Raw genomic sequence first — 24,506 nt, 5'->3', positions numbered from 1 at the left:
GGCTTTGTCCAGAAGGAGAAATCTTCATGAAAATCCGTCCCTTGCATGATCGTGTGATCGTCAAGCGCGTTGAAGCCGAACGCACCACCGCCTCCGGCATCGTCATTCCCGACACCGCTGGTGAAAAGCCGGACCAGGGCGAGGTGATCGCCGTGGGCAATGGCAAGATCCTGGATGATGGCAAGGTGCGTCCGATGGCCGTCAAGGTCGGCGATCGCGTGCTCTTCGGCAAGTATGCCGGCCAGACCGTCAAGGTCGAAGGCGAAGAGCTGCTCGTGATGCGCGAAGAAGACATCATGGGCGTGATCGAGTCCTGACGGCTTGATTTTCCGATTAAAACCCACTGGAGATTGAACGATGACTGCTAAAGAAGTTCTGTTTGGCGATTCCGCCCGGAGCCGCATGGTGCGCGGCGTCAACATCCTCGCCGACGCCGTGAAGGTCACCCTTGGCCCGAAGGGCCGCAACGTCGTGCTCGAGCGCTCCTTCGGGGCGCCGACCGTCACCAAGGATGGCGTTTCCGTTGCCAAGGAAATCGAACTGAAGGACAAGTTCGAGAACATGGGCGCGCAGATGGTCAAGGAAGTCGCCTCCAAGACCTCCGATGTCGCCGGTGACGGCACCACGACCGCGACCGTGCTGGCCCAATCGATCGTCCGCGAAGGCATGAAGTATGTCGCCGCGGGCATGAACCCGATGGATCTGAAGCGTGGCATCGACAGGGCGGTCGCCGCGATCGTCGAAGAGCTGAAGAAGATTTCCAAGCCCTGCACGACCAGCAAGGAAATCGCCCAGGTCGGCGCGATCTCCGCGAACTCCGATGCCGACGTCGGCCAGATCATCGCCGATGCGATGGACAAGGTCGGCAAGGAAGGCGTGATCACCGTCGAGGACGGCAAGTCCCTGCAAAACGAGCTCGAGGTCGTCGAGGGCATGCAGTTCGACCGCGGCTATCTGTCGCCCTACTTCATCAACAACCCTGACAAGCAGATCGCCGTCCTGGAGAACCCGTACATCCTCCTCCATGACAAGAAAATCTCCAACATCCGCGACTTGCTGCCGGTCCTCGAACAAGTCGCCAAGGCCAGCCGTCCGCTGTTGATCATCGCCGAAGACGTCGAAGGCGAAGCGCTCGCCACCCTGGTGGTCAACAACCTGCGCGGCATCCTGAAGACCGTCGCCGTCAAGGCGCCGGGCTTCGGCGATCGTCGCAAGGCGATGCTCGAAGACATCGCGATCCTCACCGGTGGCACGGTGATCGCCGAGGAAGTGGGGCTGACGCTCGAGAAAGCCACGCTGAAGGACCTCGGCCAGGCCAAGCGCGTCGAAGTGGCGAAGGAAAACACCACGATCATCGACGGCGCCGGCTCCGAAGATGCGATCAAGGCGCGTGTCGCCCAGATCCGTGTCCAGATCGAGGAAGCCACCAGCGACTACGACAAGGAAAAGCTGCAGGAACGTGTCGCCAAACTCGCCGGCGGCGTGGCGGTGATCAAGGTCGGTGCTGCCACCGAAGTCGAGATGAAGGAGAAGAAAGCCCGCGTCGAAGACGCGCTGCATGCCACGCGCGCCGCGGTCGAAGAAGGTATCGTGCCAGGGGGTGGTGTCGCGCTGCTGCGCGCACGTGCCGCCGTCAATATCAAGGGCGACAACCACGACCAGGATGCCGGCATCAAGATCGTGATGCGCGCCCTCGAGCAGCCGATCCGTGAGATCGTCGCCAATGCCGGTGACGAGCCCTCGGTGGTCGTCAACAAGGTCGTCGAAGGCAAGGGCAACTTCGGCTACAACGCCGCCACCGGCGAATACGGCGACATGGTGGCAATGGGCGTGCTCGACCCGACCAAGGTCACGCGTACCGCGCTGCAGAACGCCGCTTCCGTTGCCGGCCTGATGCTCACTACCGACTGCATGGTGGCCGAGCTGGTCGAAGAGAAACCCGCCGCGCCGGCTGCCGGCATGGGTGGCATGGGCGGCATGGGTGGCATGGACATGATGTAATCCGAAGCCACGGATAGCATCGCTTCATCGACAACGCCCCGCACGGGAAACCGTGCGGGGCGTTTTTACATCGCAAGGCTTACTTCGCGTCGTTTTTCCGCCGTGTGGCGACGAGATGCGCTTGCCGGCTGAGGATGAAATCGAAGATGAGCTTCATCCAGATCGTCGAGCCGGCGATGGCCGTCCAGCTGCCGTAGTCGAGCAATCCGCTGACGACGCCGAAAATCACGAAGATCAGGATGGTGGCAGCGACGAGGTTGAAGGCAACCGCCCATGGCGCGTATTTCTCCGGATTGGGCGGTGGCTCGCCGCGCTTCAAAGCGACCTCGGAAAAATCGCGCTTGACGACGATGCGCCAGACACGCCGCAGCCAGTAATAGGTGATCGGAAACAAGGCAAGAAACAGTATCCACGTCAGCGCGACGCTGATATCGAAAACCATGAGGTGCTCCAAACAAAAAGCCCCGCCAGTTTAATCCGGCGGGGCCAGTGATCAACCCGGCCTGGGCCGGGTTGTGCGCAGAGGTTACCGCTTAGTGGGCGTGTGCGCCATCCACGGGCTTCGAGCCGCGCGGGATGCGCACGTTCTCGACCATATGCTGGATGTGCTCCGGCGGTTCCTTGGTGACCTTATCGACCAGGAAGGCGACGATGAAATTCACCATTGCGCCAACTGCGCCGAAGGCTTCCGGCGTGATGCCAAAGAAGCTGTTGGCACCGCCGATCAGGTTCAGATACTCGGTGCCCTTGATGAAGAAGATGCCCTTGTGCGCGAACACGTAGAACAGCGTCACGAACAGCCCTGCCAGCATGCCGGCCATTGCGCCTTCCTTGTTCATCTTCTTCGAGAAGATGCCCATCATGATCGCCGGGAACAGCGACGAGGCGGCGATACCGAAGGCCAGCGCCACCGTGCCGGCTGCGAAGCCAGGCGGGTTCAAGCCCAGGTAGCCGGCGACGATGATCGAGCAAGCCATCGCGATCTTGCCGGCCAACAGTTCGCCTTTCTCGCTGATGTTCGGCGCGAAGACGCCTTTTACCAGGTCATGGGAGATCGCGGCCGAGATCGCCATCAGCAGGCCGGCCGCGGTCGACAGCGCGGCGGCAAGACCACCTGCGGCGACCAGTGCGATCACCCAGTTGGGCAGCAAGGCGATTTCAGGGTTGGCCAGCACGATGATGTCGGCGTTGACATTCAGTTCGTTGCCCTTCCAGCCGGCGGCTTCGGCCTTCTTCTTGAAGTCTTCGTTCTTTGTCTTGTCGTTGTAGTACTGGATGCGGCCGTCGCCATTCTTGTCCTCGAACTTGAGCAGGCCGGTCTTCTCCCAGCGCTTCATCCAGTCGGGACGCTCTTCATACTTGAGGCTCGCTTCCGGTGCGAAAACGTCGGCATTGGCCTTCACCTTCGCCGAATCGATCTTCAGGCCCCCCGCCGGGTCGCTTTGCACACCGACGGCGCTATTGAGCGTGCCGTGCAGGTTCATGCGCGCCATCGCCGCAACCGCCGGGGCGGTGGTGTAGAGAATGGCGATGAACACCAGCGCCCAGCCGGCCGACGAGCGTGCGGCGGCGACATTCGGCACCGTGAAGAAGCGCATGATCACGTGCGGTAGCCCTGCCGTGCCGATCATCAGCGACATCGTATAGACGAACATGTTGAGCGTGCTGCCGGGCAGCTGGCTGGTGTATTTGCCGAAGCCCAGGTCATTGATCACCTGGTCCAGGCGCGTGAGCAGCGGGACATCAGTGCCGTTGATGTCGGAGCCGAGGCCAAGCTGCGGGATCGGATTGCCGGTGATGGCCAACGATATGAAGATCGCCGGGATCACGTAGGCAAAGATCAGCACGGTGTATTGCGCCACCTGGGTGTAAGTGATGCCCTTCATGCCGCCGAACACCGCGTAGGTGAACACGATCGCCATACCGACATAGACGCCCATTTCCTTCGACACGCCGAGGAAACGCGAAAAGGCTACCCCGACGCCGGTCATCTGACCGATGATGTAGGTCAGCGAGGCGACCAAAAGGCAGATCACCGCCACCGTCGAGGCCGTCTTCGAGTAGAAGCGGTCGCCGATGAACTGCGGCACGGTAAACTTGCCGAACTTGCGCAGGTAAGGAGCAAGCAGGCAGGCGAGCAACACGTAGCCGCCGGTCCAGCCCATCAGGAACAGGCCGCCGCCGTAGCCCATGTTGGAGATCAGGCCGGCCATCGAGATGAACGAGGCCGCGCTCATCCAGTCCGCGGCGGTCGCCATGCCATTGAGCACCGGATGCACGCCGCCGCCGGCGGCGTAGTACTCGCTGGTGGAGCCGGCGCGCGACCAGATCGCAATGCCGATGTAGAGCGCGAAGGTCGCGCCGACGACGAGGTAAATGGTGGTTTGCAGATCCATGTCCTAGCGCTCCTTCAGTCTTCGTGAACGTCGAATTCGCGATCGATGTCGCCCATCTTCTTCGCGTACCAGAAGATCAGCGCGATGAAGATGTAGATCGACCCTTGGTGGGCGAACCAGAAGCCGAGCGGGTAGCCGCCGAGATGGATGCCGTTGAGCACGTCGGCGAACAGGATGCCGGCGCCGAACGAAGCCAGGAACCAAATCACCAGCACCTTGGTGATCAGGCCCAGCGTGGCTTTCCAGTAGCCTTGCGCGTCATGTTTGTATTGCATTGCGTCCTCCTTTTTAGGAATGAGAAACGTGTCAAAACCCCACTTTGACCTCGCGCATTGTGGGCGCGCAAGCTTACCGATACCTTACAGAAGTCTGGTGCGGCGGCTGGGTTTCGTTCGCGAAGGCCGAAAATCGGCGCTGGCGGAACGGCACGCTCAAAGACGGTAATCGAGCCGGATGCGTCCTTGCAGCTTCTTGGCTTGCTTGAGCGCTTCCCGGAGGATGAAGCGGTCGAGCTCGTTGAGCCGATCAGGATCGACGCGGTTGGCCCGTCCTGCCGGCGTGCCTTCCTGTTGGGCGCGCAGCCGCAGCTGTTGGATGAAGAAAAAGCCGCGCAGCATCGCCTCGACGTCTTCGCCTCCCAGCTTGCCCAAGGCTGCGGCGGCGCGCAAGCGTTCGGCGGTGCTGGTCTCACTGATGCCATTGGCGAGAGCGAGGATGCGCGCGACATCGACGAACAGCCGTGAGCCGCTGGCTTTGAGATCGATGGTGTGCGGGAAGCGCTTGTCGCCGTCGAAGCTGAAGGCGCGGACCAGACCCAGCGGCGGGCGCACGCGCAGCGCGTTTTCGGCCATGAAGCGCAAGAACAATGTCGCGGCCGGAATGTGCTGGCGCAGCCAGTCGCGCAATCGTTCGGCCAAAGACTCGTCGCCGTAAATCGCCCGGAAATCGAAATAGATCGTTGCCTCGAGCAGGGCTTGCGGCGTCGATGAACGCAGCCAGCTGGCAAAGCGCTGCTGCCACTCTTCGACCGTCAGACACAGCTGCGGGTTGCTGGCCATCACGTTGCCCTTGCACAGCGGAAAGCCGCAGGCATCGAGACGCTGATTGACCTCGCGCGCGAATGGCAGCAGCGCCTGGCGCACCGTTTCTGCCTCGGTCAACGGTGCGGCAAACACGATGCCATTGTCCTGGTCGGTGGACAGCGTCTGCTCGAAGCGGCCTTCAGAGCCGAAGGCGAGCCAGCTCCAGGGCACCTTGGGCAGGCTGAATTCCTCGGCAGTCAGTTCGATCAGCCGCACGGTGAGGTGGTCGTTGAGCGTCGAGATCATTTGCGTCAGCGGCTCGGCGGCGCCGCCTTCGGCGAGCGTGCGCTGGGCGAGTCGGCGGATCTCCTCGGCGGCAGCGATCAAGGCCGGCAGCTCCCGGGCGCTGCGGATCGCACCGGAGATCGCCTTGCCGCCGCCGCTTTGCAGCTCGTAGATGTCTTCCTGCGAGACGACCCCTTTCAGTTTGCCCGCTGCGTCGACGACGATCACATGGTGGATGCCGTGGCGCGCCATCACCAGCGCGGCCTGATAGACGGTGGCGCGCCAGTTGAGCATCTGCAAGCCGGAATCGCTCATCAGCGCCATGACCATCTGGTCCAGATCGCAGGATTTCGCCGCCACCTTGTGCAACAGGTCGCGCAGCGTGAAGATACCGAGCGGACGGCCGCTTTCCGGCTCGACGACGATGATCGAACCCACCCGGTTCTCGGACATCGCCAAGACTGCTTCGCGCAGCGTGCTCTCGGGCGTGGCAGTAATGGGCGCGCGCTTGATCAACGCGGCCAATGGACTATGCAGGGTGGGACGGGCAGCCATGATCGGAAAGGGGTGGATGGTGCATTGCAATAAATGATAGCGCGGCGGTCAGCCGGCCGGCGGTAAAATTCGCGCCGTCATGAGGATCCTCATCGCCGAAGACGACCGGATGATTGCCGATGGGCTGGTGCGCGCCCTGAAGAAATCCGGCTACGCCGTCGATCACGTCGCCGATGGTGCCGCGGCCGACACCGCGTTGGTGAGCCAATGCTACGATCTGCTGATCCTCGATTTGGGGCTACCGCGCCTTGCGGGGATCGAAGTCTTGAAGCGATTGCGCGCACGCAAGAACCCCATGCCGGTACTGATCCTCACCGCGCAGGACGGTCTGGAGGACCGTGTGCGGGGTCTGGATGCCGGCGCCGATGATTACCTGACCAAACCGTTTGCGCTGCCGGAGCTGGAGGCGCGCGTGCGCGCACTCACCCGTCGTGGCACCGCGCAATCGAAGCTGATCGAGTTCGGCTGTCTCAGTTTCGATCAAAGCGAACGCATCGCACGCTGCAATGGCCATCTGCTCGATCTTTCGGCGCGTGAGCTCGCTTTGCTCGAAATCCTGCTGTTGCGGGTCGGCCGGTTGGTCAGCAAGGATCAACTGGTCGATCATCTGTGCGGCTGGGGCGAGGAGGTGAGCACCAATGCGATCGAGGTGTATATCCACCGTCTGCGCAAGAAACTCGAACCCGAAGGGATTCGCATCGCGACGGTGCGTGGACTGGGGTATTGCCTCGACAAGCCGCCAGGAGAAGCGCTTGGCAGCGCCTGAAGATTCCGGCAAGCGGCGGGCGTCGGTTTTCAGCGATCCCAATCCGGTTCCCAATTCGCTGTTCGGGGAAATCCTCGACTGGATGCTGGCGCCTTTATTGCTGGTTTGGCCGATCTCGGTGGCGGTAACTCATCATGTTGCCGAGCGGATTGCCGACCAGGCCTATGACCATGTCTTGGTCGAGCATCTGGACCGGGTTCTCAACCACGTGAAGACGACCCCCACCGGCATTCAGGTGACCTTACCGCCTCCCCGGCCGCCGGCCGTCGATGATCAAGCCGATCGTCAGTATTATCAGGTGGCGCTCGCCGAGGGAGAGCTGATCGCCGGTAGTCCGGACGTCCCACCGCTCAAAGGGGGCGATGAGCGCGCACTGGGCACGACCCATTTCCGCAACGGCTATCTACAAGGCGAGGTGGTGCGTATCGCCTACCGGCTGCTGCCTTCGCCCGACGATGCGCGGCCGATTCTCGTTCAGGTCGCCGAAACACGCAACCAGCGCAAGGCGCTGTCCTCGCGCATCATCTCTGGCGTGCTGTTTCCGCAGTTTGCGATCATTCCGATCGCGGTGGTGCTGGTCTGGTTCGGCCTCACGCGCGGGCTGGCACCGCTTGCCCGCCTGCAAGCGCTGATCCGGCGCCGTCGTCCTGACGATCTTTCGCCGATCGATCTCAATTCCGCACCCGAAGAGCTGCAGCCGATTCTGGCGGCGATGAACGATTTGATGGCCCGTTTGCAAGACAATCTACAAGCCCAGCAACGCTTCATCGCCGCTGCGGCGCATCAATTGAAGACGCCGCTCACGGGGCTCAAAACCCAGACCGAGCTGGCCTTGCGCGAAGCCGATCACCAGCAGCTGCACGAATATCTGCACCGGATCGCCACCGGGGTGGATCGTGCCGCGCATCTGACGCATCAGTTGCTGCGGCTCGCGCGTGCCGAGGCGAGTCACGATAGCGCGCAGCCGATGGAGCGCGTCGATCTCGAAACGCTGGTGCGGGAGATCATGGGCCGTTGGGTGTCTCGTGCGCTGGAACGCAACATCGACCTTGGCTTCGAAAGCCACGACAAAGTGGCGCCAGCAGCTTTGGTGTTCGGGGTGCCATTGCTACTGTCCGAAATGATCGACAATCTGATCGACAATGCGATCAAATACACTCCATCCGGTGGGCATGTCACCGTGCGCTTGCGCAGTGACCGCACCCCGGTGCTGGAAATCGAGGATAGCGGCATCGGTATTCCGGTCGCAGAGCGTGAGCGGATTTTCGAACGCTTTTACCGCATCCTGGGCACCGATGCCGAGGGGAGTGGGCTGGGTTTGGCGATCGTGCGCGAGATCGCCGATTTGCACCGCGTTCGTATCGAACTTCGTGACAATCCGGCCGGCAAAGGCACGCTGTTTCGCTTGCATTTTCCTGCGGTAGCGAAAGTCGAGACCGATGCTGGCGCAGATGCCTGATCCAGATCCGTCAGTTCCCTGTCAGCTTGCTGGACGACTATTTACAATTTGCGCCATCCCGGCCGAGCGAATGCCATGACCTCATGAAGCTGACGGAAAAACATCGTGAATATTGGCGCAGGAATCTACGCATCACCACGATGCTGCTCATGATCTGGTTCGTCGTCACCTTCGTTGCCGGCTGGTTTGCCCGCGAACTGAATGAAATCGTCATCATCGGCCCCTTGGGGTTCTACCTGGGCGCTCAGGGCGCACCGTTCATCTATTTGTTGATCATCGGCTATTACGCAAGATATATGAACCGCCTCGATCGGCGCTATGGTGTTCAGGAAGGCGAGGACGAGTGATGGCAGCGCCAGCCAGTCAGCACCAGCGTTTCTTCCGGCAACTGGGCAAGTATTACCTCGTTTATACCGGCAGCTTCGTCGCCTTCGTGGTGTTCGCCGGCGTGCTCGAGCGGGTGGGGGTGCCGAACAGCATCCTCGGTTATCTGTTCTTGTTTGCGACGATCGTGCTTTATGCCGCGATCGGCTTCATGTCGAAGACGGCCGAGGTATCGGAATACTATGTCGCCGGGCGTCGTGTGCCGGCGCTGTTCAACGGCATGGCCACCGGCGCCGACTGGATGTCCGCCGCATCTTTCATCGGTTTGGCCGGCACGCTGTATCACAATGGTTACGACGGTCTGGCCTTCGTGATGGGCTGGACCGGCGGCTATTGTCTGGTAGCGCTGTTCCTGGCACCCTATTTGCGCAAGTTCGGGCAATTCACGATCCCCGACTTTCTTGGCGCGCGCTATGGCGGCAACATTCCACGCTTCATCGGCATCGTTGCCACGATCGTCTGTTCGTTTACCTACGTGGTGGCGCAGATCTATGGGGTCGGGATCATCACCAGCCGCTTCACCGGCCTCGAATTCAGCATCGGCGTTTTCGTCGGTCTGGCCGGTATTCTCGTCTGTTCATTCCTCGGCGGCATGAAGGCGGTCACCTGGACGCAGGTGGCGCAATACATCATCCTGATCTTGGCCTATCTGATTCCGGTGGTTTGGCTGTCGGTCAAACATACCGGCAGCCCGCTGCCGCAGATCACCGCTTACACCACCGCTTTGCCCAAGGTGTCGGCGCTGGAAAAGGAATTCAACGACCCGATGGCGCCGAAAGGTGCCGCAGAAGAATCGGTGCGTGCGATTTTCCGGGAACGTGCCGCGCAAGCGCAAGCGCGGCTCGATGCGTTGGAGCGTGGCGGCGCACGTTGGCTGGCGGAAGAGAAGCAACGGCTGGAGAAGGCGCTCGCTGCTACCAATGCGAGCGAGCCGGCCGATATCCGCCGTGTCGATACGCTCGCGAAAGCGCTGCGAGATTTTCCCGCCGATCCCGATCTGGCGCGAACCCGTTGGCAAGCCGAAAAAGCGGCTGCTCTCGCCCGCGCAGTCCCCGTGAGGGCCCATACCGAACCTTTTCCGGCCCAAGATGAAGCGGGGCGGTTTGCTGCCAAGAAGAACTTTCTGGCGTTGATCTTTTGCCTGATGGTCGGTACCGCCGCGCTGCCGCACATCCTGATGCGTTACTACACCACCCCTTCGGTCAAGCAGGCGCGCGAATCGGTGTTCTGGTCGTTGTTCTTTATCCTCCTGCTTTATTTCACCGCGCCGGCGCTGGCGATCCTCGTCAAATACGAGGTCTATCACAACCTCGTCGGCTCTGCGTTCGCGCAGCTTCCCGCCTGGGTCAGCAACTGGGCGGCGGTGGACAAGACGCTGATGGCGATCACCGACATCAACCGCGACGGCATCGTGCAATTGGCCGAGATCACCCTGGGCGGTGATCTCGTCGTGCTGGCCACGCCGGAAATCGCCGGCCTTCCTTATGTCGTCTCCGGGCTCGTCGCCGCCGGTGGTCTTGCTGCGGCGCTCTCCACCGCCGATGGACTGCTGCTCACCATCGCCAATGCACTCTCGCACGACCTTTATTACAAGATGATCGACCCGCGTGCGCCGACCCTGCGCCGGCTCGCCGTTTCCAAGGGGCTGCTGCTGGTCGTCGCCGTGATTGCTGCCTACGTGACCAGTCTCAAACCTGGTGACATCCTATTCCTCGTCGGCGCGGCATTTTCGATCGCCGCCTCGGCTTTCTTCCCTGCCCTCGTATTGGGCGTGTTCTGGAAGAGGGCCAATGCAACCGGCGCCATACTCGGCATGGTGCTGGGTCTGGGCATCTGCCTTTATTACATCTACCGCTCCCACCCATTCTTCGGCATCAATGCACCACTGTGGTGGGACATCAACCCGATATCCGCAGGTATCTTCGGTATTCCCGTGGGGTTTCTCGGCGTGATCGTCGGCTCTTTTCTGGCGCCGGCACCACGCAAGGAAATCCAGCAATTGGTTGATCACGTGCGCTATCCGAACCTGGAGGGCAGCATCGAAACCCGCGTGAAAGGGAGCGTTGGCCCTTCATGAATCACCCGGAACTTTTTCTCATTGGCATCTTGCGCGCTCTCGTCGAAGTGGCGATGTATTGCCTGCTCGGCCAGGGCGTGCTGGCGCTTTTGGCCGGCAACAAACGGCACAGCAACGGCATTTATAAACTTTTCGTCCTGATTGTCTCGCCAGTGATCAAACTGGTGCGCTTCATCACCCCACCGCAGATCCTCGACCGCCATTTGCCCTTCGTTGCTTTTTTCGTGCTGTTCTGGGCCTGGATCGGTCTTGCCTGGTTGAAGCGGACCTACTGTGAGGCGCATCAGCTGCAATGCTTTTGATCCCGAGACGGCAAGAAGTTTTTGACGCAAGGATCGAGGCTACCTATAATTCGCGCTTTCCATTCGCGGGCCAGGTAGCTCAGTGGGTAGAGCAGCGGACTGACAACCCGGCCGCGCAGCGGATGGGTTGCGGTGCAGGGTAACGTGAGCGGAGCGAACGTTGGCCGGAACCACAACCTGAAGCAAAACGGGGGTTGCGGTGCAGGGTAACGTGAGCGGAGCGAACGTTGGCCGGAACCACAACCTGAAGCAAAACGGGGGTTGCGGTGCAGGGTAACGTGAGCGGAGCGAACGTTGGCCGGAACCACAACCTGAAGCAAAACGGGTTGCGGTGCAGGGTAACGTGAGCGGAGCGAACGTTAGCCGGAACCAAAATCCGCGTGCTGCGGTAGTTTTGGGCCAGGTAGCTCAGTTGGTAGAGCAGCGGACTGAAAATCCGCGTGTCGGCAGTTCGATTCTGCCCCTGGCCACCAATATACAATATATAAAGGTCAACCGTTCTCGGTTGGGGTTTTTTCTTGCGCACTCCCGCGTGCCTGCGCGGGTTCGTGAGAATCCGTGTGGACTTCCTGCCTCGGCGCTCGCGCCCACCTCGGGGAACATTTCGCTCTCTCCAGGCCGTTCTTCTCTCCAGCCTCGCTCGCCGGCTAAGGGCCGAAGTCCGCAGAGGCCGCAACGCGGACCCATGCAGATCAATGGGTTACGCGCTGACGAATCAAACGGTTGGATTACGGTATCGCTTAACCGAATGATTTATGCTTCATCGGTTCTGACACGGCCATCTTATGAAGATCGTCGAATGACAAACGAGTCGGAGTAGTCGGATACCGTGTGCCGCCTGAGGGAATGTTTCCGATCCGCTTTCTCACCTTCCGTGCGCTGCCGGGCCACGCAGCGTCATGATCGTACCTGCCGCTAGGGCGACCTGCTTGCCGTCTTCGCGAATAATTTCGCATTGGTAGTGCGAAACAGTGCGTCCACGCCTTACAGGACTTGCCTTCGCCATGAGCGTGGCTCTCCAGACGGGGCGGAAGAAGTTGATGCGCAGGTCGATGCTTGTGAAACTTTCATCCCCTTCGACAACGGTCGAATGCGCGGTGCCAATGGCTGCGTCAGCCAACTCGCTCAGCAACCCGCCATGGACCGTGCCCTGTTGGTTGCCGTGGATCTCTGCGTCGGCCCCATTTCCAGACAGGCATGTGCCTTGCCAAGGCTGAGCACTCGGAATCCAAGCAGTCGGGAAATGGCGGTCGGGTAGTTCATGCGACAAGTCGCATGCGGAGGAAGCGTGCCGTCGATCTGCCGTTGCAAGTATTCCAAAACAGTCGGAAGGCTGGACGGGTCTGCCTCATGAACGACATGGAGCTCGACATTGGCGCGGGTGACGACGACAGCTACTACGAGCTTGACGAAGCCGACGCGTAGCGCGAGCGATTCAGATTAAACCAAAAGATCACCCATTTACACCCATTCTAAGACTGGCTAGCTTCAAAATGGGTGTTAATGGGTGTAGTATAAGTTGCATGCTACGTTCAGACACACTCCAGATCACCCCCGAGATCCTGAGCCTGATTGCCCGGATCGACGAATTCAAAGGCGCATGGCGGGCCTTGGGAACCCTCGCGCCCGAGCGTCTTTCAGCGCTGCGGCGGGTGGCGACCATCGAAAGCATCGGATCCTCCACCCGTATCGAGGGCAGCAAGCTGACTGACCGCGAGGTAGAGCGCTTGCTTTCCAACCTGGCCATTCAATCCTTCGCCACTCGCGACGAGCAGGAAGTGGCCGGTTACGCCGAGCTGATGGATCTGGTGTTCAGCTCGTGGCAGGAGATCCCGTTCAACGAGAACCACATCAAGCAACTGCACCAGATCCTGCTGCGCCACAGCGAGAAGGATGCGCGCCACCGGGGACAGTACAAGACCCATTCGAACAGCGTCGCCGCCTTCGATGAAAACGGAACCCAGATCGGGATCGTCTTCGAGACCGCCACGCCGTTCGATACGCCACGGCTGATGGCCGAATTGGTGTCGTGGGTGAATGATGAGCGGGACAAGGGGCATCTGCACCCCTTGTTGATCATCGCGATCTTCGTGGTGGTGTTTCTGGAGATTCACCCCTTTCAGGATGGCAATGGGCGTTTGAGCCGGGTCCTGACGACCCTGCTGCTGATTCAGGCCGGGTACGCCTATGTGCCGTACAGCTCGCTGGAGAGTGTGATCGAGCTGAACAAGGAAGCATATTACCTGGCCCTGCGTCAGACCCAAGGCACCATCCGCACGGAAGCGCCCAACTGGCAGCCATGGCTGGTGTTCTTCCTGCGCTCGCTGGCCGAGCAGGTGCGGCGTCTGGAGAAGAAGGTCGAGCGCGAAAAGATCGTGCTGGCCGCGCTGCCCGAACTGTCGCTGCAGATCGTGGAATTCGCCCGAGAGCACGGGCGCGTCACGATGATGGATGCTATCAAACTGACCGGAGCCAGCCGCAATACTCTGAAGCAACACTTCCGCGACCTGACCGAGCGCAACCATCTGGAGCAGCACGGCAGCGGACGCGGTGTGTGGTACGGGTTGAAGTGACTTGGGCCCTATCCTGTGCGTGTTCCTGCGGGTTCGGCGCAAAACGGACAAACGCCCGAAACCCTCCGCTCTGGCCCGAAGGATTGCGCAGGGGTTTGGGAAACGAGTTCGAAATTGGTGGTAGACTTCACCACTACCACCATTCAACGCCCAACCTTCTTCGGTTGGGCGTTTTCATTTCCGGCTTTCGCGACACCACGCGGGGTTCGGCGCCGATCTGCGTGTGCCGCCGGTCGCCGACGTCAGCGCCAGAACACGCGCAGTTCGACTCTCTTTTGCCCTCAGTTCTCTCAAAACCCGCGCCAACGTCTCGCGGGAAGCACACGCAGACGGCCTTTTGCGTCAACGACTTGCACGTGGGTCACTGGGAGCGGTTGTCCATCGCGCTTGGATGACCAGAGCATCATGACGAAGGGTTGGCGCGCATGGCCTCGACTGCCACATTGATGAAGGCCCTGACCTTGGGAGTCAGGTAGCGCGCACTGGCAAACACGGCGTGCACAGGAACTGTCGGCAGTGACCAGTCCGTCAGCACGCCGCGCAACTGTCCCGCGCGCACGGCGGCGTCGGCGACCACCATGGGCAGTTGCGCGATGCCCAGACCCGCCACCGCCGCATCGCGCACGGCGAACACGTTGTTGGCCTTGAGTCGGGGTTGCACGGTCACGCGCTCGACCCGTTGGCCATGCGAGAGGGTCCAGGTGGCCTGATGGCTGCCGCCTGAGAACGCCAAGGTTTCATGACTGGCCAGATCCGCAGGCCGTGCCGGAGCGCCATACCGGGCCAGGTAGCCCGGCGCAGCATACAGGTCATAGCCCAACTCACCCAGCTTGCGCGCGGTCAGCGTGGAGTCGGCCAGCGGTCCGACACGGATGGCCAGGTCGAAGCCTTCGTGCACGATGTCCACCAGGCGGCCCGTGAAATCGGCATCGACCCGCACCTGCGGGTATCGCGCGAGGTAGTCGCTGATCCAGCCGCTCACCGCAATCATGCCGAACTCCACGCCGCAGGTGAGTTTGAGTACGCCGCGCGGCTCGCCCTGCGCCTTCTGCACGGCGCGCTCGGCCTCCTCGACCGACGCCAGGATGCCCACGGCGCGTTCGAAGAACTCGCGTCCGATCTCGGTCAGTGATAACGACCTCGTCGTGCGCTCCAGCAGCCGCGCGCCCAGTTCTTTTTCCAACTGGATCACCACGCGCGAGAGGTAAGCCTTCTGGATGTTCAGAGCCTCGGCCGCACGCGTGAAGCTGCCGGTTTGCACGACCTTGACAAAGGCGCGAAGCGTCGCAAGTTCCATTGTTATCTCGAAAATCAACAGATAGTCATATTAGAGGGTATTTTTCTATTCCGCAGCAAGTCTCAGACTCGAGCCATCGTCAACCAACCCCGGAGCCCGAGATGAGCCTGAAAGACCCCAACCCCGTCAAGCCGAACGCCAAGAAGCGCGTCGCCATCGTCGTTGCCAACCCGGCCGTGTCCAGTACCACTGGCTGGCCCGTGGGCTTCTGGTGGAGCGAGCTGACCCACCCCTGGTACGTGTTCACCGAGGCCGGCTATGAAGTCCAGGTGTTCAGCCCGGCCGGCGGCCGGTGCCAGGCCGACGCGATGAGCGACCCCAACGATCCAAGCGGCTACAGCAAGACGGACCTGATCACCCAGGGCTTCATCCACACGCCCGAACTCAAGGCGCTGGTGGACGACACGAAGAAGGTGGCCGACATAGGCATAGCCCGCTTCGATGCCATCCTCGTCGCGGGCGGCCAGGCGCCGATGTTCACCTTCGAGCAGACTACCGATCTGCACAAGAAGCTCGTCGAGTTCTACGAGGCCGGCAAGGTGGCGGCAGCGCTGTGCCACGGCGTGGCCGTGCTGGCCTACGCGAAGAACAGCCATGGTGAATACATCGCCAAGGGCAAGACCGTCACCGGCTTTGCCAACTGCGAGGAGGACTTCGCCGACCACGCGGTGTGGAGCTATAACATGCTTCCGCGCGGCACCCACATCATGCCCTGGCGCATCGAGGACCGGATGCGCGAGATCGGCGCCAACTACGTGCAGGCCGGTCTGTGGCGCAGCTTCGCGGTGCGCGACGGCAACCTCATCACCGGGCAGCAGAACTTCTCCGGTGAGGAGACAGCGCGGCTGGTGGTCGAGGCGCTGGGTCGTTGAAGGAGGCACACGTCATGAAAGACATTTCAACGATTCTCGTGACAGGCGCCACCGGGAACATCGGTCGCGCGTTGGTCGAGATCTTGCAAACGACACCATCCTCGCTATCGACGATCGCCGCATCGCCATCGGGCCAGTCCGTGGCCGGCGCGCCGGGTCGCCCGTTGAACCTGCTCAATACCGCGTCCACGCGAGCGGCGATGCAGGGCATCGAACGCCTGTTCCTGCTCACCCCGGCACATCCAGAAATGGAGGCCATGACCGCGAACGCGGTGCGCGCTGCGCAGGCCGCCGGCGTGCAGCACATCGTGCGCGTCTCGGGCGCTGGCGCCGATCCCAAGTCGGAGATCGCCATCGCCCGGCTGCAAGGCAGCTGCGACCAGATCGTCATCGACTCCGGCATCGCCTACACGCTGCTGCGGCCGAAGAACTTCATGCAGAACTTCACCACGTTCCTGCGCGACATGATCCGCAGCGGCGCGGTGTATTCCTCGCAAGGCGAGGGCCGGGTGCCCTTCATCGATGCGCGCGATATTGCCGCCGTGGCCGCGCAGGTGTTGCGTGATCCGCAGGCGCACGCAAGTCAGGTCTATACGCTCACAGGTCCACAAGCGCTCACCAATGCCGAGGCATTGGCGGTAATTGCCGAACACATTGGACGACCGATTCAGCTGGTGTCGATCAGCGAGGAGCAGGCGGTGGAGGGAATGCGCCAAGCGGGCATGCCCGAGCCGCTGGTGCAGGCGATGTCCAGCCTCAACCGCATCATCGCCGCGGGTTGGGTAGCCGAGGTGACGGACGACGTGCCGCGCCTGCTCGGCCGACCCGCGACCGCCTGGGCCGACTTCGTGGCCGAGCACCGCCACGTCTGGCAATGATTCTTCGAAGATACAGGAGCACATCACCATGAGCATTTCCATCATTGGAGCTGGCAATGTCGGCATGGCGCTGGGGCAGGCGTTCACCCAGCGCGGCCAGACCGTCATCTATGGCGTCCCCGAACCCGCCAAATACGCGGACGCAGTCGCCACGCTGGGCAACAATGCGCGCGTCACCACCACACAAGAGGCCATCGCCGCCAGCGACACCGTCATCCTGGCGGTGCCCTACGCCGCCGTAGCGGCCATCGCGCAAAGCGTGCCCGACTGGCAGGGCAAGGTGTTGATCGACGCCACCAACCCGTTGGCGCCGGGGCTCTCAGGTCTTTTGGTGGGCACCACCACCTCGGGCGCGGAAGAATTGGCCAAACTCGCCCGCGGGGCGCGCGTGGTCAAGGCCTTCAACACCACCGGCGCCGAGAACATGGCCGACAGCCGCTATCCGCAGGGCGCGCCGATGATGCCGGTGTGTGGCGACGACGCCCAGGCGCGGCAGCACGCGATGATGCTGGCGACGCTGATCGGGTTCGAGGCGGTGGACATGGGCCCGCTGATGGCAGCACGCTACCTGGAGCCGTTTGCCATGACGTGGATACACCTGGCGATCAAGCAGGGCCATGGGCGTCGGTTTGCATTCGCCATGCTCCGACGCGGGTAAGCGAAGGATCTGGCCATCGCCAATCCCGATGCCGCTGCGCAAGGCATCGAGTACAAGCCCGCGCGCTTCTGCGTGACCACGAGCGCGCGGTAGGCGGCCAGCGGTCTCTCGACTTCGGGCTTGCCCTTGTCGCGCGCCTTGACCTTGAGCACGTCGCTGGGCTTGGCGCTCTCCAGCCCCCCACGCCGCATGATCTGCTCCGCTGTACGAGGCTCGCCTTTGAACGACCAAAGAGCCTCGAACACCGCGGCCTGCGCCTCGGTCAGCCGGATCGGGCCGTGCGGCCAGACGTCGGGAAGCGCGACCCAGCGGAAGTCGGCCGAGAACGGCCCATGCACGGGCGCGGCTGAATCGAGAGTCTGCGAGGCGGGCGGCTACCGCTTCGAGCGCGCCTCAGCCGCCGGGCCGAAGTATGGGCTGCCCGGGCTGTGGTTCTCGGCGGACGAAGCCTATGCGCTACTCGCTGCGCACAAGCTGCTCGCCGAGATCGAGCCCGGTGTGCTGGCCGCGCATCTGGCGCCCTTGCAGGCGCGCCTCGCGGCCTTGCTGGAAGGATCGGGGCATGGGGCAGGGCAAGTACCCAAGACTGGTCCGAATCCTGCCTGCGGCTGGTCCGGGCGCTGTGCGTCGAAACCCACGAGACCTGGCTGGAGGACAGCCGTTACCTGAACATGACGCTGCTCGCAGAGCAGAAAAAGAAGGCATTGAGACTGGCCGCCTGAAGCGACCGCGCAGTTGGCGCCCCTACGGGCTACGTCCTTCGTGCCGTCAACTGCGCAAACAGATTCAACCAATTACCTGATCAGCATTTTGCACAACTACACACAACTGGTTATGCGAGACGGTTATAGGTAAGTGGTAAGGAAGCTGGTTTCTCATGAAATATCCGGTTTAGTGGGTTACCACGTTGACAACAATCTAATTATCGTTAGACTATTGATATGAGCCGAAACCTAAAAAACCTTCTTTACGAGCAAGTGGCCCGGGTTGGCAAAGCTTTGTCCAGCCCTAAGCGTCTGGAAATTCTCGAACTGCTTGCCCAGGGCGAGAAGCCGGTGGAGGTGCTGGCCAGTGAGGCTGCCATTGACATGAAACTCGCCAGTGCCCATCTGCGGGTGCTCAAGGAGTCGCGTGTCGTCGAGGCGAGACGGGAGGGTCGCTTCATCTACTACCGTTTGGCGGGCGATGATGTGGCCGGACTCTGGGCCAACCTGCATGCCGTGGCGACCGAACACCTCGTGGAGTTGCAAGTCGCCCTAAGTCAGATCGTGTCCGGCCCTGAACGGCTGACAGAGGAAACCCGCTTGTCCTTGCTTGACAAGGCCGAGAAGGGCGATGTCTTCGTTCTGGATGTTCGTCCCGAAGCCGAATACCAGGTCGCTCATTTGCCGTATGCCCGTTCGATTCCCCTTTCCGAACTCAAGCGCCGCCTTGACGAACTTCCCAAGGATAAGGAAATCGTCGCCTATTGTCGCGGACCGTTTTGTCTGATGTCGAACGAAGCGGTGGCGTTGCTCAAACAGCGTGGCTTCAAAGCCCGCAAGATCAGCGACGGCGTGGCGGAATGGTTCGCTGCTGGTTTGCCCCTCGAAGAAGAAACATCTGGGACTTGATCGGAGATCGCCATGAAATATCTGTTCATCCTCAACGATGCGCCCTATGGCACCGAACGCAGCTACAACGCGCTACGGCTCGCTCGCAACTTGCTGAAGAAAGGCGTAGGGCAGGTCGAATTGAAAGTGTTTCTGCTCGGTGATGCGGTCGCATGCGCCAAGGCTGGGCAAAAAGTTCCCCAGGGTTTCTACAACATCGGCGATATGCTCGGCATGGTCTGCCGTGCCGGGGGGCAAATCGCCGCGTGTGGCACCTGCATGGATGCACGAGGCATTGCCGCGGCAGATCTGATCGATGGGGTGAATCGCGGCACGCTCGACGAGCTCACCGAGTGGGCACTCTGGTCCGACAAAGAGTTCGTTTTCTGAACCCCCACAAGGCAAACGAGGAGGAGATATGTTTTTCCGTCAACTGGCTACGAAAGAAGCCACTCTGTCCTATCTCTTTGGCTGCGGCAGTTGCCATGTCGCCGTGGTCGTCGATCCTGTTCTGGGTGACGAGGAATGGTTCCTCACTGAGGCCAAGAAACAGGACGTCAAGATTACCCACGTGATCGATACGCACGTCCATGCCGATCACTACTCGGGCGGACGTGCCTTGGCGGAAAAGTGCGGCGGTCTGTACTGCCTCCATGAATCCAATGCCAGTCGTGTCCAGTTTCCGTTCGAGCCCCTGCGAGACAAACAGCACATCGTGGTGGGCAACGTCGTGGTCGAAGTGATGCATACGCCGGGCCACACACCTGACAGCATCAGCCTCGTCGTTACCGACAAGCGGCGAGCCGACGCACCTTGGTTCGTGCTGACCGGCGATACGATGTTCGTTGGCGCCATTGGCCGCCCCGACTTGGCGGGCAAGGAAAGGGAGATGGCGAGCGAGCTTTATGACTCGATCCATCAGCGCATTCTGACCCTTCCGCCCGAGGTCGAGCTGTATGCCGGCCATTGTGCCGGCAGTGTCTGCGGCGCCGGCATCTCCGGCAAGCCTGGTTCGACGCTTGGCTTCGAGAAGCGCTGGAACCCACTGCTGAACATGGAACGTGAGGCTTTCATCGAAGCGCTGACCAAAGAAATCCCTCCCAAGCCTGCGCAAATGGAGCAATGGCTTACCTTCAATCTGGGCGCAGCATGAGCCTCACCGAAGACATTCAACACGGCATTCGGCCGAATCTCGGACAGTTTTTGCACCAGATCTTCCAAGTGCTGCTGGTCGGCATGACCATCGGCATGACGCGCACCGTCGTGCCGGCGCTAGCGGAGAGTGAGTTTGGCGTACCCCGTGGCTCGTTTGCCCTGTTGGTCGCCTTCGTCGTCGGCTTCGGTTTCGTCAAAGGCACGCTCAACTTCGTCGCCGGCCGCCTCGCAGAATCCTGGGGAAGGCGGAGCGTCCTGCTGCTCGGCTGGGTTACGGCCATCCCGATCCCGTTGCTGATCTACTTTGCGCCGTCGTGGGACTGGATCGTCGTCGCCACGCTGCTGCTCGGCGTCAACCAAGGCTTCACCTGGTCGATGACCCAGACCGCCAAGCTCGACCTGACGCGTCCCGATCAGCGCGGCCTGACCATTGGCTTCAATGAGTTCGCCGGCTATATCGGCGTTGCCATCGCCGGCATCGTCACCGGCTATCTGGCGGCAGACATGGGGCCACGCAACGGCCTGCTGATCTTTGGCCTCGCGGTCATCGGCACAGCCACCCTGACGACGGCATTGTTCATCAAGGACACGCTGCCTTGGGCGCGCAAGGAAAAGCCCATGGCGGCGGCGAGCGGAGCAACCCTGCATCCGCGCTATCCCGCAGGTGTTTCTGCCAAGCCCTCGACACGTGAGATCTTCACCCTGGTGACCTGGCGCGACCGACGTTTCTTCGCCATCTGCCAAGCTGGCCTGGTCGAGAAGTTCGTCGATGCGCTGATCTGGGTGTTCTACCCGGTGTTTCTCTATTCGAAGGGTGTCTCGCTGCCCGGTATCGGCTGGATCGTCGGCGTTTATGGTTTCACGTGGGGCGCCTCCCAACTAGTCACGGGGCGTCTTTCAGACCATTGGGGACGGCAGAAGCTCAATGTCGCCGGCATGTGGTTCTGCGGTGCCGGCGTGGCGATGATGCTGCTTGGCGAAGGTTCGGCGTGGTGGTCGATCAGCGCTGCCGTGTCAGGCGTGGGTATGGCCATGCTCTACCCGAATCTCTCGGCCGCCATCGCCGACATTTCTGCACCCCACTGGCGCGCGTCGGCCATCGGTACCTATCGCTTCTGGCGGGATCTGGGCTACGGCATTGGCGCACTTGGCCTCGGGTTGGCGGCGGCATCCACACAGTCCATCGAAGGGGCTTTCTGGTTCGTTGCAGCGGCGATGATGCTCTCCGGCCTGGGGCTTGCGATCCTCGGCGAGGAGACTCACCCACGCCTGAATCCAGCCCATTCGATGCCAGATGCTGTCCTGCCACCATCGACATCAGCACCGAGCGAGATGCCCATGGCCACGGATTCCCCTCAATCTGGCTTAACAGCAGGCCAATACAACCATCCGATGGCGTGATCGTCATGCCGGGCGACATCCTGGCCATCTTGGGTGCCGACAATATCGCCCCCCTGGAGATCAAAGAAGCGCTCGATGCCGAAGTGGACAAGATGCTGAACGAAGGGTGGGGAGTGTCATGCTGACCTGGGCTTTGCTTTCCGGTGTGTTGACAGGGCTTGCGCTGGGGGTTTTCGGCAGCGGTGGTGGCATTGTTGTGGTGCCGGCGCTGATCTACCTGCTGCACTTGCCGCCCAAGGAAGCCATCGCCATGGGCCTGGGCATTATCGCCATCACCGCCGTGCTCTCCGCCTGGGACCACTGGCGGGCAGGCAACGTAGACCTGCGGGCGGCGGCCACTTTTGGTCCGCTCGGTGTGGCTGGAACCTATGCCGGTGCCCGCTTGGGCGCCACGGTGCCGGTCACATTCCAACTCGGACTCTTTGCGGTTGTGATGTATGTCGCCGCCTATCGGATGCTTCGCAAGAAAGCGGGCAACCATCAAAACACTGAGCGCAGCGACAGGGCACGGGTGATTCTTCTCATCGTTTCCGGCAGCGGCGTGGGCCTGCTCGCGGGCGTCGTAGGTGTCGGGGGCGGATTCCTCATCGTGCCGGCCATGGTGCTGCTGGCCGGCATCCCGATGAAACGGGCGATCGGCACATCGCTGGCAGTCGTGTCGCTGAACTCGCTCAGCGGCTTCGTCGGCTACCTAGGTTCCGTGACAGTCAATTATTCGGTCATGGGCGCCTTCGCCGGGGTGACAGTCCTCTCCAGTCTGACGGGCGCTCGGCTGGCCCGTCGCTGGTCGGGTGAAGCCCTGCGGCAGGGCTTTGCCTGGGGATTGATGATCGTTGCGACCTACATCATCATCAAGAGTGTGGTTTTATGAAGCGCGTCTCCATTATCGGCGCTGGCTTTGCCGCGCTCGCCGCAGCACGCAGGCTGCGTCAGATCGACAGCCAAGTCGAGATTACCGTCATAGCACCCAGGTCCGAACTTATCTTCCTGCCCGGCCTGATCTGGATTCCTTCAGGCTGGCGTCGTCCGGAGGACTTGGTAGTTCCTTTGGGTCGTTTTTTCGGCAAGCAGCATATCCATTAGTTGTGTATCGTTCTTTCTGTAAATTCCGTTTTGCCTGTTGTCTGCTGGGCGGGGGACGCAGGCGCGTAGCGCCGGAGGTTCCCGCCCAGCAGGCGGTGCGCTGGTGAGTCTGACGCCATGACCTCGAGAAAGGAGTGTATCCCTCATGGTGATGCGTGTCGAAACGAATCCTTTGGAAGTCGCCTATGCCGTCTTGCTTGAAAATGGCTTGGACGGCGCCGGCGAAGCCCTGCGTATCCTCATCAATGAAGCTGCCAAGATCGAACGAAGCGAGTTCATCGGCGCCCGCCCCTACGAGCGCGCCGAAACACGGCGCGATTACGCCAACGGCTTCAAACCCAAAACCATGCTCACCCGGCTGGGTGAATTGACCTTCCAGGTGCTAGCCAAGTGCGATCCGGCGACTTTTACCCTTCCGCCTTGGAGAAGGGCACCCGCACCGACCTGGCAGCCCATCTGGCGCTCGCCGAGACGTATGTGCAAGGCGTCTCCACCCGCCGCGTCATCGACGTGCTGCAACGGCTGCTGGGCCCCGAGATTGCGCTCTCTTCCGCCCAGGTCAGCCGCGCTGCCGCCAAGCACGACGAAGGACTCAAAGCCTGGCGGGAACGCCCCTTGGGCGGAGTGCCTTACCTCTTCTTGGATGCCCGATACGAGAAAGTGCGCCTGGAAGGCCGGATCGTCGATTGCGCGGTGCTCATCGCCGTCGGCATCGAGGCTTCGGGCAAACGCCGCGTACTGGGCTGCGAGATCGCCACCTCGGAGGCCGAGATAAAAAAGCGGCGCTTCCTGGAAAGCCTGCTCGCCCGGGGACCCAAGGGCGTCAAGCTCATCGTCGCCGACGATCATGCCGGACTCAAGGCCGCCCGCCGGGCCGTGCTCTCCTCTGTGCCCTGGCAGCGTTACCAGTTCCATCTGCAACAGAACGCCGCTCAGTTCGTCACGCGCCAAGAGGCCAGAAAAACGGTCGCGGCTCAACTGCGCGCCCTCTTCAATGCCCCCGACCGAACAGAAGCCGAACGCCTCTTGAAGGCATTTCTGGATGTCTGGCGCAAGGAACATCCCAAGCTCGCCCAATGGGCCGAGGAAGCCGTCCCAGAAAGCCTGACCATCTTCGAAAACGAAGTTTCGGCGCAGGCTCACGTGAGCGTTGCGAACGTGAAGCCGCGAAGCGGCGGCCGAAGCCACTTCCCGCTCTCTCATCGGATCCGGCTGCGCACCACCAGGCCTTACACGCATCAATCGGGAATTGCGCCGACGAGCGCGGGTGGTGAGCATCTTCCCCAACCCCGATTCCTGCCTGCGCCCCGTCTCCGCTCTCTTCGCCGAACTCGATGACGAGTGGATGACCGGCAAGGTCTACCTCAACCTCAACCCGTAACCCGAGCGTCATGACCACCGCTGAGGAAATTTACAGAAAAGGGGTTGCACAATCGGATGAACAAAGGGCCATCCGCGAAATGACTCGGGCGGCCAGGCAGCGGCTAGCCCTTGGTCTGCTCAACCGGCACAGTCTCCTCTATCTCTCCAAAGGAGTTAAGCAGACAGGGAGTTACGCGGAGGCGCGCTGGCATTCCTCCGCCGAGGCTCGTGCATTGCTGGAGAAGGCTGGATGCGAGGATGTTTCGGTCAGGAACGCAGGGTTCCTTCCCGATGGCGGGGCGATGGCCCGAATGGTTGAGACGTGCTTGCCATCACGGATTATTCCCTTAGGCGGCTTTCTGGCGGTTGCTGCTACTCGGCTCCCAGA

General features: G+C 61.5%; 24 protein-coding genes, 1 tRNA gene and 2 pseudogenes. 21 read left to right on the top strand and 6 right to left on the bottom strand.

Going from position 1 to position 24,506, the window contains the following annotated elements; translation table 11 throughout:
- Positions 1–26 precede the first annotated feature (26 nt).
- A complete protein-coding gene (gene groES, locus EL335_RS09205; protein ID WP_126446219.1) occupies positions 27–317 on the top strand; it encodes a co-chaperone GroES in 291 nt (96 codons plus the stop codon).
- A 40-nt stretch (positions 318–357) separates the two neighbouring features.
- Positions 358–2,001 (top strand): chaperonin GroEL, encoded by a 1,644-nt coding sequence (gene groL, locus EL335_RS09200; RefSeq protein ID WP_126446217.1) that lies wholly within the window; start codon positions 358–360, stop codon positions 1,999–2,001.
- Between the two features lie 79 nt (positions 2,002–2,080).
- On the opposite strand, the gene EL335_RS09195 is transcribed toward groL, so the two are convergent.
- From EL335_RS09195 to EL335_RS09180, 4 genes are all read right to left on the bottom strand, one after another.
- Positions 2,081–2,443 carry a hypothetical protein gene (locus tag EL335_RS09195; RefSeq protein ID WP_126446214.1) on the bottom strand — a complete coding sequence of 121 codons (363 nt, stop codon included), beginning with the start codon at positions 2,441–2,443 and terminating at the stop codon, positions 2,081–2,083.
- Between the two features lie 91 nt (positions 2,444–2,534).
- On the bottom strand, positions 2,535–4,397 hold the full coding sequence (locus EL335_RS09190; RefSeq protein ID WP_126446211.1) for a sodium:solute symporter family protein: 1,863 nt from the start codon (positions 4,395–4,397) through the stop codon (positions 2,535–2,537).
- 14 nt (positions 4,398–4,411) lie between these two features.
- Positions 4,412–4,672: a DUF4212 domain-containing protein gene (locus EL335_RS09185; protein WP_126446208.1), complete on the bottom strand. Its 261-nt coding sequence runs from the start codon at positions 4,670–4,672 to the stop codon at positions 4,412–4,414.
- Between the two features lie 156 nt (positions 4,673–4,828).
- Positions 4,829–6,259: a DUF294 nucleotidyltransferase-like domain-containing protein gene (locus EL335_RS09180; RefSeq protein ID WP_126446205.1), complete on the bottom strand. Its 1,431-nt coding sequence runs from the start codon at positions 6,257–6,259 to the stop codon at positions 4,829–4,831.
- A gap of 79 nt (positions 6,260–6,338) precedes the next feature.
- Between EL335_RS09180 and EL335_RS09175 the strand changes: the two genes are divergently transcribed.
- The 6 genes from EL335_RS09175 (at position 6,339) to EL335_RS09150 (ending at position 11,720) form a co-directional block, all read left to right on the top strand.
- Positions 6,339–7,025 (top strand): response regulator transcription factor, encoded by a 687-nt coding sequence (locus EL335_RS09175; protein ID WP_126446202.1) that lies wholly within the window; start codon positions 6,339–6,341, stop codon positions 7,023–7,025.
- Positions 7,012–8,484, top strand: a complete 1,473-nt coding sequence (locus EL335_RS09170) for a sensor histidine kinase (RefSeq protein ID WP_284155312.1) — start codon at positions 7,012–7,014, stop codon at positions 8,482–8,484. The genes EL335_RS09175 and EL335_RS09170 overlap by 14 nt, the downstream gene beginning before the upstream one ends.
- Positions 8,485–8,567: 83 nt before the next feature.
- Positions 8,568–8,831 (top strand): DUF4212 domain-containing protein, encoded by a 264-nt coding sequence (locus EL335_RS09165; RefSeq protein WP_126446200.1) that lies wholly within the window; start codon positions 8,568–8,570, stop codon positions 8,829–8,831.
- Positions 8,831–10,945, top strand: coding sequence for a sodium:solute symporter family protein (locus tag EL335_RS09160; protein ID WP_126446197.1), 2,115 nt, complete (start codon positions 8,831–8,833; stop codon positions 10,943–10,945). Before EL335_RS09165 ends, EL335_RS09160 begins: the two co-directional genes overlap by 1 nt.
- Positions 10,942–11,247: a hypothetical protein gene (locus tag EL335_RS09155; protein ID WP_126446195.1), complete on the top strand. Its 306-nt coding sequence runs from the start codon at positions 10,942–10,944 to the stop codon at positions 11,245–11,247. Before EL335_RS09160 ends, EL335_RS09155 begins: the two co-directional genes overlap by 4 nt.
- 397 nt (positions 11,248–11,644) lie before the next feature.
- Positions 11,645–11,720 (top strand) — tRNA-Phe (locus tag EL335_RS09150).
- Between the two features lie 392 nt (positions 11,721–12,112).
- Here the strand turns inward: EL335_RS09150 and EL335_RS09145 are convergent.
- Entirely contained in the window at positions 12,113–12,517 is a 405-nt protein-coding gene (locus EL335_RS09145; protein WP_284155311.1) for a PaaI family thioesterase, read from the bottom strand.
- A gap of 5 nt (positions 12,518–12,522) precedes the next feature.
- Here EL335_RS09145 and EL335_RS14350 point away from each other — a divergent pair, with 5 nt between their 5' ends.
- Positions 12,523–12,672 carry a hypothetical protein gene (locus EL335_RS14350; protein WP_172600072.1) on the top strand — a complete coding sequence of 50 codons (150 nt, stop codon included), beginning with the start codon at positions 12,523–12,525 and terminating at the stop codon, positions 12,670–12,672.
- Positions 12,673–12,770: 98 nt separating this feature from the next.
- A complete protein-coding gene (locus EL335_RS09140) occupies positions 12,771–13,820 on the top strand; it encodes a Fic family protein (protein ID WP_126446193.1) in 1,050 nt (349 codons plus the stop codon).
- A gap of 403 nt (positions 13,821–14,223) precedes the next feature.
- Here the strand turns inward: EL335_RS09140 and EL335_RS09135 are convergent, their stop codons facing one another.
- Positions 14,224–15,117, bottom strand: a complete 894-nt coding sequence (locus EL335_RS09135; RefSeq protein ID WP_126446190.1) for a LysR family transcriptional regulator — start codon at positions 15,115–15,117, stop codon at positions 14,224–14,226.
- 101 nt (positions 15,118–15,218) lie between these two features.
- Between EL335_RS09135 and EL335_RS09130 the strand changes: the two genes are divergently transcribed.
- From EL335_RS09130 to EL335_RS09075, 11 genes and pseudogenes are all read left to right on the top strand, one after another.
- A complete protein-coding gene (locus EL335_RS09130) occupies positions 15,219–15,989 on the top strand; it encodes a type 1 glutamine amidotransferase domain-containing protein (RefSeq protein WP_126446187.1) in 771 nt (256 codons plus the stop codon).
- Positions 15,990–16,003: 14 nt separating this feature from the next.
- Positions 16,004–16,867: an SDR family oxidoreductase gene (locus EL335_RS09125; protein WP_126446185.1), complete on the top strand. Its 864-nt coding sequence runs from the start codon at positions 16,004–16,006 to the stop codon at positions 16,865–16,867.
- A gap of 28 nt (positions 16,868–16,895) precedes the next feature.
- Positions 16,896–17,525, top strand: coding sequence for an NADPH-dependent F420 reductase (locus tag EL335_RS09120; RefSeq protein ID WP_126446182.1), 630 nt, complete (start codon positions 16,896–16,898; stop codon positions 17,523–17,525).
- 590 nt (positions 17,526–18,115) lie between these two features.
- Positions 18,116–18,247 (top strand): annotated as a pseudogene (locus EL335_RS09110) (IS256-like element ISCARN27 family transposase); the annotation flags it as partial.
- Between the two features lie 219 nt (positions 18,248–18,466).
- Positions 18,467–19,138: an ArsR/SmtB family transcription factor gene (locus EL335_RS09105; protein WP_126446180.1), complete on the top strand. Its 672-nt coding sequence runs from the start codon at positions 18,467–18,469 to the stop codon at positions 19,136–19,138.
- A gap of 12 nt (positions 19,139–19,150) precedes the next feature.
- Positions 19,151–19,507, top strand: a complete 357-nt coding sequence (locus tag EL335_RS09100; protein WP_126446176.1) for a DsrE/DsrF/TusD sulfur relay family protein — start codon at positions 19,151–19,153, stop codon at positions 19,505–19,507.
- A gap of 28 nt (positions 19,508–19,535) precedes the next feature.
- Entirely contained in the window at positions 19,536–20,270 is a 735-nt protein-coding gene (locus tag EL335_RS09095; protein ID WP_126446173.1) for an MBL fold metallo-hydrolase, read from the top strand.
- The gene (locus tag EL335_RS09090) at positions 20,240–21,673 is read left to right on the top strand and encodes an MFS transporter (RefSeq protein WP_284155310.1); all 1,434 of its coding nucleotides are present in this window, start codon (positions 20,240–20,242) and stop codon (positions 21,671–21,673) included. The genes EL335_RS09095 and EL335_RS09090 overlap by 31 nt, the downstream gene beginning before the upstream one ends.
- 118 nt (positions 21,674–21,791) lie before the next feature.
- The gene (locus EL335_RS09085; RefSeq protein WP_126446168.1) at positions 21,792–22,544 is read left to right on the top strand and encodes a sulfite exporter TauE/SafE family protein; all 753 of its coding nucleotides are present in this window, start codon (positions 21,792–21,794) and stop codon (positions 22,542–22,544) included.
- Entirely contained in the window at positions 22,541–22,756 is a 216-nt protein-coding gene (locus EL335_RS09080) for a hypothetical protein (RefSeq protein WP_126446165.1), read from the top strand. Before EL335_RS09085 ends, EL335_RS09080 begins: the two co-directional genes overlap by 4 nt.
- Positions 22,757–22,901: 145 nt before the next feature.
- Positions 22,902–24,137: pseudogene (locus EL335_RS09075) on the top strand (IS256 family transposase).
- Positions 24,138–24,506: the final 369 nt, after the last annotated feature.

It is taken from the genome of Sulfuricystis multivorans, assembly GCF_003966565.1.
Taxonomy (GTDB): Bacteria; Pseudomonadota; Gammaproteobacteria; order Burkholderiales; family Rhodocyclaceae; genus Sulfuricystis; species Sulfuricystis multivorans.
This window is presented reverse-complemented; position numbering and strand designations above follow the sequence as displayed.